Here is a 12,185-nt window from a genome sequence, read left to right on the forward strand (position 1 = left end):
TGTAGTTCAGTCATTTTATTCCTTATTATTTAAACTAAAACAAACTTTTATAAATTATGGTCTGAGGTTTACTGTTATAATAGGCCTTTGCTATATCGGCCAATGTTTTAAGACGATCTCTTTCCATATTTTGGTTGTCCTGCCGTCTTTCTTTTGCTTCCTTAAGGCGTTCTTTTTCTGCAGCATCAATTTTATTTTCTACAGAGGAGATTAAGGTGACTGCCTCATTATAACAATTGGATTGGGGATTAATGTTGCTTAATATTGATAGAGCAGTGTTATAATCCTTTTTTGCTAGACTGGCTTTAACTTGTGTTATATTAGAGGTACACTCATTATTGATGTAGCCATTGTACGCAATAACTTGTTTTTCCTGAATATTTTTATAGCAGCCACTCACTTCTTTTGGAATAGAATACAACAGACCAATAGCTTTTTGATATTGCTGCATTTTTATTGCTGTATCCACATCATCCAGTATTCTTGGACAATTGAGCGTATAGAACTTAATAATGTTATTTTTTACTTCATCCATAAAAGCATTTATCTCCCGATTGCCTGTACTAATTTTTGAAATGCTTTTGGTAATCGCCTTAGCTTTGCTATAGCCATCTCCTTTTATACTTTCGTTATAGGAGCCAAAGATTTTTCCTGAATTTATTTCTTTTACAAAAAGGTTAAATTCCGCTTCAATTACATGGATGTCTTTCATACCTTCTACTTCACTATGCTCATATATTTCATAAGTAGGATAGATTACGAAATTATTGGTATAGCCTTCGCCCGATACGCCATAATTGTTAACGAGATGCTGGATTTTGCTTTCAAGTTTGCGGATGTCAGTTTGGGAAAGCATTTCGGAATTATCTGGCAATACTAAAGATAGTGAAATAGTATTTGGGGCTTCGCCAGTATATTCCTGTTGAGAGTAACTTTTGAATATTGATAATAATAAAATCAATGTGGAAATTATTTTCATACTATTGGTTTTTACTGAATTGTTATTAAAATTATTCCAGAACGTGGGTTTTCAGCTTTTACAGGAACATTTATACTTCTAAAAAATTCTTTTATTTTACGCTCTACTTGAGCGGCCTTATTGTTGCGACCAGTTTGGGGATCGCGGATAGGATATTTATAGGAGTCAACCATTATCTGATTTTCTGTAGATGTATAGCTCACATAATTTTTATAGGAGCTTTCCTCCAGCCAGTCCTGAATTACATACTTTAGCTCATCATTTTTGGCTGGCACTATGCTTTCCATGGTGAAATTTGAATTTGGCGAAATATCGATTTCCAGTTTTAGGGTCTGGCCATTCTCCACTATTTGACCAAATTTTTCATTTAAGGTCACCAAAAAGGGTTCTAGACAATTTTTAATAGCTATTTGTGAAAGTGAAGTAAAATCATTCGTGACTCTCAACTGTGAATCACAATTGACAGTTGCCAAGGCATCACCATTATCTGTGGCATTACCCGCCAAAATTATTGTCATTCTATTTCCTGAACTTGATTTATAAAGAATCAAATCAACTTCTACCATAATGTCGGTACCCGCCATTTGGTATAATTTTTCTTTTAGGCCTGTTTTGTTATCATCTTTTGCAGCCTCATCCCGCTCCATTGACTTTAACAATGTGCTAAAGTCTTTGGTGGTATATCCTCGTTGATCAAAAGCATTTTTAACTTCTGAAATCGCAATGCGCAGTTCATCCTTTGTTTTTATCTCTTCACTGTATGAAAGATCTCCTTTTAATAAAGGCACAACCATAACACTGGGTTGTACTGTATTCACTTGGGAATGTGCAGTAAGGGTTAGTAAAATTGAGATTACAAAAAAGAAGTTGTTTTTTAAATTCATAATTATCTTGTTAAAGTCCAAATTTTCGGATTATTCCATTTTCTTCAAGGTTTTTCTTTAAGCTCTTGGTGTTGATTTTAAGATCCATGGTTAAATGTACCTCCCCTTTTATTTTTTGTTTTGGAGTGGATTGAAATGAAGAGAGAATAAACGTTTGCATTCGCTTATTGAAGAATTCATTGAAATAGGTTGCATTTTTTTGCAATTGTTCTTTTTCATCAATTCCCACCAAGGGCTTACTGTAATTAGAGCTGGAGATACCGCGGAAGAAAAGATTTTCAAAGGCTAGTCGTTCTGCTTGGTATTTTGCTTGAGCTTCATCTTTACCTATACCTGAACTGCGCACTGAAATTGTTTCCATTCCTTCGGACGACAGGTAGGCTACTTTGCCCGACGTGAAATTATAATCTGTCTTAGAACCTCCACAGCCTAAAAATAGTTGTAGCATGAAAGTTGCTATGATAAGACTTAAAAGCTTCTTCATATTTAAATTTTTGATTTGCACAATAGTTTGGCATTACTTTGAAATTTTTCCAATATAGCTTCCCCGCCTTTTGAGACTTTAGCGGAGGATATTTCAGCTCCTTGCACATCTATGACTTTAAGTTCGCCTATTTCAACTTCACGCTTAATACTTTTACCGCCTGCATCATAAGTAGTAATTTCAATTACACTATACTTATCGTTTTTTTGGGTACCAGTTTGGGTGCCAACATTTAATAAAACTTCCTTTGCTTCCTCCTTTTTTGTTTCCACGATTTCCAAGATTTGAGTATGTATAGGGAAATAATTTTCAATGAATGCATCGATATATTTTTGCATTCTTATTAGGGAGTTGTCAAATGCCTTTGCGGGTGTGCTATTCGCCCCTAATGAACTTTTAAGAACACTATTAAGAAAACTGTCTTCTGGCTTTAAGGTAGCGGAATAGATAACTTGTCCTGTTTCCACATCCAATACATCTAAACTGAAGGAGATATTGCAGTCATAATAAAAACTACTTTCTGTAGCGTGTTTTGTGTAATTCACATAAATAACCCTTCCTGTTACTAACTGTTCGGCTCCCTTTGCATTGGCTTGGGCCACAATATCACTGTTTAGAAAATTTTCCGTTTTTTGAAGTTCTTTTTCAGAATTTATTTTCTCGAAATTTTTTCTATCCACAATTTCAAAGCGGTTAGTAGCAATAAAGGCCTGTTTCACCTTTTCATAAATGGCATCGGATTCGGCTGGAAAGGATGCAACTTTTTCAAAAGGGAGTAAGGCTACCGTGGTTTTTTGTGACCAACTTTTTAAAGCCATCACAAAAAATAAAATGAGGAGTAATTTTATTTTCATAACTATAAATTAAAATTGATTTGGATTTTAGAATTATTGGTGTTTTTTAGCTTATGAGTGATTTTCTCCACTCCTAAAATTTATAGGACGCACCAATTTTTAGAATGGCAATCCCGTAGCCCAATTCAGCATTGGCGGCAAATTGATCTGTGAAAAAGTAGCGCCCGCCCACGTGCGCTCCAGCCAAAATTCCTGAACTTCGGCCATCCAATTCGTCTATAATGTCATCATCAATTTCATCATCATCATATTTAAGAGTAAGACCGACGTAACCTAACCGGACTCCCGCGTAAACGTCAAACTTTTCCTGATTTACAAAGTGGTAATTACCCACAGTGCCAATATTGAAGTAATTATAATTGATAGTTTCATAATCATTCTGGCCAAGCCTGTATTCATATTCACTTTTAGTCCCACCAATAAATCCTCCAATAGAAAGATTTTCCATTATAAAATATTCGCCAGAAAGTTCGATAGGAGGAATTTTAGTAGCATATCCACTTCCCGAGGCATAATAACCTCCAACACCAATCCCAAAGTTGGCGACCATATCGCCTTTTTCAAATTGAGCGGAAACTAATGTTATGCAAAACAATGCACTAAAAAGAGATAGTTTGTTTATAAAACCCATAATGTTTCAGTTTTAACGTTAACAATACCGCTAAAATGAGCATTAAGACGACTTTAAGAAACTAAAAATGAAAATGTGCCCGATACCAATGAAAATTGGCTTTTATCTAGATTTTTGATAAAGTAGCTCTGATCGCTTCGCAACTTTGGACTTGTAGGGCTAGGATTAAAGAGGATTATGCTGTTGCCCTTAAAATTCTAAAAGCGCATTGCAAATGCCAGAGTAAATAGGCACGCTTTACAAAAGCGCGCGAGTAGAATAGTGAATACGGCTATTATCTGAATTTTTGATAAAGTAGCTCGAACCGCTTTTCAACTTCCGGCTTGTATGTTTTGGAGATATGGCAGATGTGTTCCCCGATTTTAAGGCGGCTACCGTTGATGCGGCCCTGAAGGACAGGATGGGAGAGGTTTACGATCTCGCTTTCGTTGATTCGGATAAAGGATACAGGCAATTTACTTGCTAGTTCGGCAAGCGAGGCGGGTAAATAATAAGACTCTTTCTCCCAGGTTTCCAAACGGGTGTAGTTGGTACGGAGTTTTATATAGCAGGGCCGGTTCTTCAACTTCGTTTTAGATTCGTTCAGTTTTGTGGAATTGGTGGTAATGAGGGCTATGTTGGAATAGGGCAGGGGGACTTGGGATATTTGATTGGTGCCCTGCTCTTTGATATTTTCAATATAATCGGTGAAACATAAAAGCCCCTCCTTTGTGGGCAGGGACTTTTCATTTTTATTTCTGTGAAGGGCGGTCTGAATAGCGCGAACTACTTGCTGGGTATCCAAATGGGGTTTTGTCTTTACCAAGAAGTTATCGTGCTTGGTTTTTAAGCCCTCAAAAAAGGTTTCATTGTCATCGTAATCGGTTACATAAATAAAGGGAATATTATAGGATGTAGAAAGTATCTTGCCCAAATCGATACCCGTTTGTTCCCCTTCCAGATCGATGTCCAGCAAGGCAATATCCGGAATTTTATTCTGTATCCGTTCCAAAGCTTTTTCCACGCTGGGGGTAAAGCCATCTACACTGTAATTTTCTTCCGAGAGGGCCATGGATAGTCGTTTGTATAAAATGGCTTTATCCTCTACTATTAAAATGTGGGCTTTTGGTTTCATTTTTTTGGCTTTAGGCTGTAAGCTGTATGCTATAGGCTTGGTTATTTTATTATTTTATTTAGACATGAGGCTGTAAGACTTAGGACCTAAGACTATAAATATTTTTTAAATCTCATTACTCATTACTCATTACTCATTACTCATTACTCATAAGTCTTACCGTCCTAAGTCCTTTTTATATTAATTCTTAGGAAAGCTTATCTCCATTTTCAATCCGTTCTTTCCATCCAGTTTGAAAGTGCCTTTGTATTCCATTGTCAATAATTTTATGGTTTCCATTCCGAAGGAATCCAGTTTATCGATATTGAAATTAGCAGGAGGTCCTTTCCCGTTATCCGTTAAAATTAATATATATTTTCCGTTATGCTCTTTTAGGCTTATGGAAATAACCCCACTATCAACATTGGGAAAGGCATATTTATAGCTGTTGGTAACAAATTCGTTGATGATAAGACCTATGGGGAAGGAGATGTCTGCACGCAGGGTTATGTTGGCAACATTTTCTTCCAATGTTATGTTTGGTCTGTTATAGGCTTTTGTTACATTTTCCAATAAAGCGGAAATATAGGTTATTGCATTTACGTTCGTTACATCCTCTTTTTTGAATAGTTGTTTGTGCACCTCAAACATACTGCTGATACGGTTTTGTAGCTCGTCCAGTTTTTCACGATAGGAGGGGTCGGGGAATTTACCCTTGGCTAACGAAATGAAGAAATCTATAAAGGAAAGGTTATTCTTTAACCGGTGGTGCAGTTCGCGCTGTAGGTCTTCCACGAGGACTTTTTGTTTTTCAATTTCCTCTTTTTGTTTTTTGTTTTTGTTGTAGGCCATAAAGAAAAAAGCGAGCCCGGCCAGAGAAACAACAAAACCAGCACCAATGGCCCATTTTTGGGTCTTTTCCTTTTCTGTTAAAAGCGCTTGTTCGGCCTTTTCCTGTTTGAGGGTCAGGTTTTCCTTGTCCTTTTCTTCGGTAAGGAATTTGGTGGAAATATACTCGTTCCGCAATTTTTCTCGTGCCCTATTGAGGCTATCGTTCAGTAGAAAATAACGATTGGCTTCTTCCGCAGGATCTTGTTTAAGCCTAATAATGTATTGCAATGCCTCCAGTTCCCAATCCGGGCTTTTTGTTTTGAGGGCAATTTGCATGGCCTTATTGGCATGGTCTAAGGCTTTAGGCTGGTCTTTATCCAAGTTGAAATCGGCAAGATGGATATTGGAAGCAAATTGTCCACTAATATCTTCCAACTGTACTCGCTCTGCAAGCGATTGTCCCATTAATTCCCCGCCCATATTGTCGCCATTTTTAAAAAGCGCATACCCTAGATTGTCCGTAATGCGGGCTTTTGTTTCGGGATAAGCATTTAGTTCTGTTGCAGCCAATAGCTTCTCATATATTTTTATGGCTTCCTCATAATTTTGCTGCTCTTTGTGGTTTACGGCCATATTGTTGAGCAGGGCGGCGCGTTGCTTAAAGCTTGTAGCGTAAAGCAAAGCATTTTCATATGCCTTTTGGGCATTGGCAAATTCCCCCGCATCGTTGCAGGCAATGCCCAAGGTATTGTAGAGTTTGTAATGCCCCAGACTGTCCTTGCCTTTTTCTAAATAACCCAAGCCCTTTTGGACGGTTTGCTGTGCCTGGAAAAAATCGCCTAGGTTTCTTTCCACATCGGCCTTGTTTAAGTGCAAGCTTATTAGAAGATCTATATCATTTACACTAACAGCATAGGTTATTGCCTCTTTGTAACAGCTATTGGCCGCAATGAGATTGGGTAGTTCAGCGGTATAGAATGCCTCTCTAAAGCGTGCCTGCGCCATGCCAATAGTATCTTTCAGGGATTGGGCATAAAGAAACATTTTTTTTGCAGTCGCAATTGCCTGCCCATACTCCTTCTTTTTGGATGCGGCTTTCATACTGTTGATGTAGGAATTGTACAGGGTGTCCTTTTCTTGCTGGGGCACACTATTTTTTTTAGTGGTATTGGGCCTGGTGGGATGTGAAGGAATAGCATTGTAGCCGTGGAATTCCACTAGGAAGAAAGAAAAAAACACAAGGAATAGAAGAAAATTTCTATTCATACATAGAGGAGTTGGTTAGTTAGTTTATTTCTACAAGGTACAACTATATGTTTTACACTTTAGGGATTGGTTTTTAAATATAGAAAAAATTCCCGAAGGCGAAATATGATCGGCTTCGGGAATTGATTGGGTTTTAATCATCCCCATTGGGGTCCACGGGATCGTTTTCTTCCTCGCCGCCTGTGGCCTGATGGTTCCCGTTTTGGGTTAGCGGTTGTGGAGTGCAAGAGGTTAGGTTTATTCCCAACACTAGCATTAAGGCACAAAAAAATACTGTTTTTTTCATCTCTATTCATTTAGAGGTTAAACAAAGTATCCTTCTGCCGCGCGGCTTTAAAGTGGGAGGAAGCAGACCTTCGGATTTTTTTCAACTCCCCACAGAGTTGCAGATCCTCTTCCTTTGTACGTTATAAAATTAGGCGGGTATAAATGAAAAAAGGTTCCATTTTAGGAACCTGATGGTAGAAATTTTGGAACCTTTAGGTTCCTATTATTGCCTGTTGGTGAAGTTTTAAAAGCAATTGCTTTTCATTGCTAACATCCATCTTTTCAAATATGGATTGTAGGCGCTTGTTGACGGACTTGTATTTGATGGGGAGTTTTCCAGCTTCGTACAGCTCGTCCCAGTCTGTAATACAATTTATATCCGGTAGGTATTCAATTATTTTCTTATCAATATCGTCCAATTGCAGGGCGAAGGCAAAACGTTTTTGTTGGTTGGTATGCACTTCCTGGCTAAAATAGGATTCCCCCTTTAAAATCCGCGGAATTGCCAAGAGCAATTCGCTGCTGCTGTCGCTTGCCTTAAGCACATAGCCTTCTGGCTGAAAGTTTTGCATGACGGGGTGGATAAATTTTAGCTCATCGTGGGAGGAATATACAATTTGCGGCAGCTTATAATTAAGTTCCTTGATTTTTTGGAGCAAGGCTTGGCCATCCTTTATTAGTCGCGATTCCGGTTGGCGCCTAAAGGTTAGATCGGTGATCAAGAGATCTACAGGAGCTTCCACCTTGGAGGAATTCAGAATTCTAAACCCTTCGTCGCAATCAAAGGCCGACGAAATCTTATAAGCCGGAAAGGCATCAGTTAGCTTTCCTATAAGATTTTCGAGTGTATCCTGTTCGTCTTCAATAATTAAGATGTGCTTCATAATCAAAAAGCGGTTATAAATATTCCAATCTCACTTCCTTTGTTTTTTACGGCATCAAAGCGAATGCTTCCCTTTATTTCATTTACACGCATACGCATATTGCCAATACCGTGGCCTTTTTTTAGATCCTCGTCCGTAAACCCTATTCCGTTATCCGTTATGGTAACATCGATATTTTTATTTGTTTTCTGGAATTTTACGTTGGCCGTTGTTGCTTGTGAATGGTTTTTTATATTGGAAATTGCCTCGCTGATGATAAGGTACAGGTTTCTTTTGATGGTATCGTCCACCTCTGCCCAAGGGATGGTATGGATGCCGGCGTGGGTTATTTTTAAGGAGTCGCTATTATAATCAAATAGCAGGTTGATTATTTGATCGTCGAATTCCAGTTGTGAAAAAGGAATTTGAAACAATTCGTGGGAGAGGAGCCTGATGCTGTCTTTTACTTCCCGAACCTTCTTCGCTATTTCCACTTCTCCTTTTTGTTCGAGATTTGAAGCGATTTTTTCCAAATCCTTCGCTTTGGTGGAATGCAGATCGGCCCCTATTTTTTCGTGTTCTTTTTGTTTTGTTTGGGCAATGTTGATTATGTGTTCGTCACGAAGTTTCCGCCTGCGGTTTTTCGAATAGTAAAAAATGCCAAAAATGCCGAGAAAGGCAGTTAAGGCTATAAAGCCATAGCGTTGGTTGAGGTTTGTGGCTTGTTGTACCTTTAGTTCCTTTTCTGCATTGTCTTGTTTTAGTTGTAGGTTTTCCTTTTCCTTTTCCTGTGTTTCATATTTTATCTTATAGTCAGTAACTTGGGCAGTAACCTGGGTATTATACAGCATGTCTTCAATTTCTTTAAACTTTTTATGGTATTCCAATGCCACTTCAAAGTTGCCCCGATTTTCATAAATTTCAGATAAAGATTCATAAGTAAGTAAAATAAGTACGGGTTGAATTTCTTGATGTTTATTAGTCTCTAGAACTTCTAAAAGGAATTTTTTAGCCTTATCATATTTTTTTTGATGTAGGTAAAAATCACCAAGATTATATGTATTTGCTGCTTTAAATATATGCTCAGTATTTTTTACGATATTATATTGAGCATTATAAATTTTCAATCTTTCTTCATCATCTTTTGATATATAGGCAATATTAGCAGATGAAGAATACGCAACATATAATAGGTATAAATTATTAATAGATTTAAAATAATTGATTGAAGAATCAATAAGGACTTTTGCGCGGTCTAAAGAATCAACAGAAATTATGCCATCAGCATACTTTTGTTGTGACCAAGCCAATAAATAGGAATTTTTAGAAGATTTTGAAAATAAGTATTGCTTTTTACCTGATATATAATCGCCGCCAGCTTTTTTAAAAAGATTATTTTCGTATTCTTCGATATTGTATAAAGTTAAGGTATCTCTTGCCTTATTGGAAAATTCCTTTGATTTTTTTAAAAATCGAATTTGTCTATTTTTATCTCCAATTAAAGAATAATATCTTGATAATTCAAAATTATAAACTCCAGCAAGTTTGGCATCTTTCTTATCAATAATTTGGACGGCTTTTGTGTAGTAAAATACAGCGCTGTCTTTTAGGGCGACATCTTTATAATAAATTCCCATCAAATTATAATCTCTCGCTAGTCTAATGGAATCCTGATTTTGCCGATCAAGTGTAATACTTTTTTTTAAAAATGAATATACACTATCGTATTGAAACCGTATAAGTTTTACATAAGCTTTAGCAGCATATGCATCGCTCCCAAAAGGTTTTGTTTCAATTTTCAATAACGAATCGCTGATTGAGTTTGCTAAATCTGGATTTGTATATTTCAAATTTTCAATGTAATGAAAATTCTTATTAGCAGTAGTGCTTTCTTGGGCTAAAATTTTAAAGCTGGTAAATAAAAAGAGTAAGCTTAAAAGCTTTGTGCATAAAGCAAATTTAAAGATTTTTGTGTAATATGTTTTTTTCATGATAAAACGATTGATGCATTTAAAATTAAATGTTAAATACCTGCAAATCAAATAAAGTAATAGAAAATATGAATGATGTTATTTTCATTCTTATGTAGTAAGTTTTCATTTTATTGGGTGACATTTTCACCTTATTTTGAATTTCTATTAACATAAAAATGAGTTGGAAGAGCCACTTTATGGTTCAATGTAGTGTCAAATTGTGCAATATTGGACCTTGCCTTTCACTTACTGACCCGCAAATTCTCATCAATATTAGGTCTGTTTTCATTTAATTTTTTTCAGAGAGGTATTAATGCCGAAACTTGGCAGCTTAATAATCAATAAATTCTAAGATTATGAAAAAAATTATTCTTGCACTTTTTTTGATTGGTAATTGCACCTTCGCGCAGCTAACTTCCATTCCGGATCCAAATTTTGAACAGGCTTTGATTGATTTGGGTTATGACGATGTTATAGATGGGCAAGTGGTTACAGATAATATTGACGATATTATTGTTTTGGAAGTAAATGAATCCGGAATAAATGACTTAACAGGTATTGAGGATTTTACGGCATTGGAAAATTTATCTTGTTACATCAATAATTTAAGTGCAATAGACATTAGCAATAACCTTGCTCTTAAAAGAATCGATATACGTGATAACTTGCCTTTAACAGCATTGGATGTTTCGTCTAATTTAAATTTGGAATATATATTGATGAGCAGCCCATTAATAAGTTCAGTGGATCTGAGCAATAATCCTAACCTAAAAGAATTTTACTCCCGTGGTGAAAACAGCAACTTGACATCTGTAGACGTTACGAATAATCCTTTGTTGGAATCCTTACGTGTACGAAGTAATAGCATCAGCGAATTGGACCTCAGCAACAACCCTTTATTATATATAGTTGAATGTGATGACAACCTTCTTACTAGTCTCACAGTAACAAATATGCCAGCTTTACAATATCTTTTTTGTGCAAAGAATATGATAACATCATTGGATGTAAGTCAAAATCCCAATCTTGAATGGTTTTATTGCTCTGAAAATCAGATATCGACATTAGATTTAAGCGAGAATATTATTTTAAGCCAATTTGGTTGCGATATCAATCAACTTACGCATCTTGACGTAAGAAATGGTAATAATTCAGAAATCGTTGATTTTAATTCTTCAGGAAATCCACAACTTACTTGTATTTTCGTAGATGATGTAAATGCACCCATACTCTTAAATTGGGTAATAGATCCTGCTTCCACATTTGTTGCAACAGAGGCTGAATGCGATGCTCTTGGTATAGCCGAAGTGGGTTACCATAATTTCCATCTTTACCCCAATCCAGCAAATACATCGTTCTCAATACACTCACAAGTTCCCATTAATAAAGTAATCCTGCACAATTCAATGGGAAAATTAATTTCTGAATACACAGAACAAAAAGCTTATTCCCTAACAGGTCTTTCTTCAGGGATATACTTTGTGAGAATAGAAACTGATAACGGATATATGATTAAGAAACTTGTGGTTCAGTAAAATTATTTTGAAGTTGTCAACAGCCGGGGTGTATTGCCCCGTTTCATTTACCTCATCCCAATAATTACTCCAATTCACAGTTTTTGTTGCTAATACATAGTTTAATTTACTTCCAAGTATCCAATTATCCAAGTTTCTAAATATCCAACAATCCAACAATCCAACAATCCAACCATCCAACCATCCAACCATCCAACCATCCAACAATCCAACCATTCAACAATCCAACCATTCATTCGCTCATTGCTCGTCCTTCGTCGCTCGTCGCTCGTAGCTCGTACTTCCTACTTCGTATTTCGTACTTCGTACTTTTTATCGAGAATGTAAATTTTAAACAACACTTGTAATGTTAATTCAATATATTTGGTTTCTCCCCTTTTATTTTGTTCCAGTGCGGAATCCCGTAATGGGATGGATTACGGACTATATTATATTTGAATTCTGACTAAACCAATAGCATGCCACCAAACCAAAACCCTGAGCAAATAGCGCGCTATAAAATTGACGCCATGCTATTTAAAGCAG

General features: G+C 36.5%; 11 protein-coding genes. 1 reads left to right on the forward strand and 10 read right to left on the reverse strand.

What is annotated here, in order from left to right:
- Window positions 1-34: 34 nt before the first annotated feature.
- The 10 genes from JK629_RS11620 to JK629_RS11665 all read right to left on the reverse strand — a co-directional run bounded on the left by JK629_RS11620 (window position 35) and on the right by JK629_RS11665 (window position 10,002).
- Window positions 35-979 carry a hypothetical protein gene (locus JK629_RS11620; protein WP_202335789.1) on the reverse strand — a complete coding sequence of 315 codons (945 nt, stop codon included), beginning with the start codon at window positions 977-979 and terminating at the stop codon, window positions 35-37.
- An 11-nt stretch (window positions 980-990) separates the two neighbouring features.
- Window positions 991-1,863, reverse strand: a complete 873-nt coding sequence (locus tag JK629_RS11625) for a DUF6175 family protein (protein WP_202335790.1) — start codon at window positions 1,861-1,863, stop codon at window positions 991-993.
- 10 nt (window positions 1,864-1,873) lie between these two features.
- Entirely contained in the window at window positions 1,874-2,347 is a 474-nt protein-coding gene (locus JK629_RS11630; RefSeq protein WP_202335791.1) for a hypothetical protein, read from the reverse strand.
- 2 nt (window positions 2,348-2,349) lie between these two features.
- A complete protein-coding gene (locus JK629_RS11635; RefSeq protein ID WP_202335792.1) occupies window positions 2,350-3,201 on the reverse strand; it encodes a CsgG/HfaB family protein in 852 nt (283 codons plus the stop codon).
- Window positions 3,202-3,274: 73 nt separating this feature from the next.
- On the reverse strand, window positions 3,275-3,832 hold the full coding sequence (locus JK629_RS11640; RefSeq protein ID WP_202335793.1) for an outer membrane beta-barrel protein: 558 nt from the start codon (window positions 3,830-3,832) through the stop codon (window positions 3,275-3,277).
- Between the two features lie 274 nt (window positions 3,833-4,106).
- Window positions 4,107-4,946, reverse strand: a complete 840-nt coding sequence (locus tag JK629_RS11645; RefSeq protein WP_202335794.1) for a response regulator transcription factor — start codon at window positions 4,944-4,946, stop codon at window positions 4,107-4,109.
- A gap of 180 nt (window positions 4,947-5,126) precedes the next feature.
- Window positions 5,127-7,022: a histidine kinase dimerization/phosphoacceptor domain -containing protein gene (locus JK629_RS11650; RefSeq protein ID WP_202335795.1), complete on the reverse strand. Its 1,896-nt coding sequence runs from the start codon at window positions 7,020-7,022 to the stop codon at window positions 5,127-5,129.
- Between the two features lie 133 nt (window positions 7,023-7,155).
- Window positions 7,156-7,308, reverse strand: coding sequence for a hypothetical protein (locus JK629_RS11655; protein WP_202335796.1), 153 nt, complete (start codon window positions 7,306-7,308; stop codon window positions 7,156-7,158).
- A 193-nt stretch (window positions 7,309-7,501) separates the two neighbouring features.
- Window positions 7,502-8,173 (reverse strand): response regulator transcription factor, encoded by a 672-nt coding sequence (locus JK629_RS11660; RefSeq protein WP_202335797.1) that lies wholly within the window; start codon window positions 8,171-8,173, stop codon window positions 7,502-7,504.
- 2 nt (window positions 8,174-8,175) lie between these two features.
- Complete coding sequence (locus JK629_RS11665; RefSeq protein ID WP_202335798.1) at window positions 8,176-10,002, reverse strand: ATP-binding protein; 1,827 nt, start codon at window positions 10,000-10,002, stop codon at window positions 8,176-8,178.
- Between the two features lie 479 nt (window positions 10,003-10,481).
- Between JK629_RS11665 and JK629_RS11670 the strand changes: the two genes are divergently transcribed.
- Entirely contained in the window at window positions 10,482-11,660 is a 1,179-nt protein-coding gene (locus JK629_RS11670; RefSeq protein WP_202335799.1) for a T9SS type A sorting domain-containing protein, read from the forward strand.
- Window positions 11,661-12,185 lie beyond the last annotated feature (525 nt).

The organism is Aequorivita iocasae (genome assembly GCF_016757735.1).
Classification (GTDB): Bacteria; Bacteroidota; Bacteroidia; order Flavobacteriales; family Flavobacteriaceae; genus Aequorivita; species Aequorivita iocasae.

Bases quoted from the DNA above. Each gene is read 5' to 3' on its own strand.
- JK629_RS11635 (WP_202335792.1), bottom strand. From the start codon at position 3,201: ATGAAAATAAAATTACTCCTCATTTTATTTTTTGTGATGGCTTTAAAA.
- JK629_RS11650 (WP_202335795.1), bottom strand. From the start codon at position 7,022: ATGAATAGAAATTTTCTTCTATTCCTTGTGTTTTTTTCTTTCTTCCTA.
- JK629_RS11660 (WP_202335797.1), bottom strand. From the start codon at position 8,173: ATGAAGCACATCTTAATTATTGAAGACGAACAGGATACACTCGAAAAT.
- JK629_RS11640 (WP_202335793.1), bottom strand. From the start codon at position 3,832: ATGGGTTTTATAAACAAACTATCTCTTTTTAGTGCATTGTTTTGCATA.
- JK629_RS11625 (WP_202335790.1), bottom strand. From the start codon at position 1,863: ATGAATTTAAAAAACAACTTCTTTTTTGTAATCTCAATTTTACTAACC.
- JK629_RS11630 (WP_202335791.1), bottom strand. From the start codon at position 2,347: ATGAAGAAGCTTTTAAGTCTTATCATAGCAACTTTCATGCTACAACTA.
- JK629_RS11620 (WP_202335789.1), bottom strand. From the start codon at position 979: ATGAAAATAATTTCCACATTGATTTTATTATTATCAATATTCAAAAGT.
- JK629_RS11645 (WP_202335794.1), bottom strand. From the start codon at position 4,946: ATGAAACCAAAAGCCCACATTTTAATAGTAGAGGATAAAGCCATTTTA.
- JK629_RS11655 (WP_202335796.1), bottom strand. From the start codon at position 7,308: ATGAAAAAAACAGTATTTTTTTGTGCCTTAATGCTAGTGTTGGGAATA.
- JK629_RS11670 (WP_202335799.1), top strand. From the start codon at position 10,482: ATGAAAAAAATTATTCTTGCACTTTTTTTGATTGGTAATTGCACCTTC.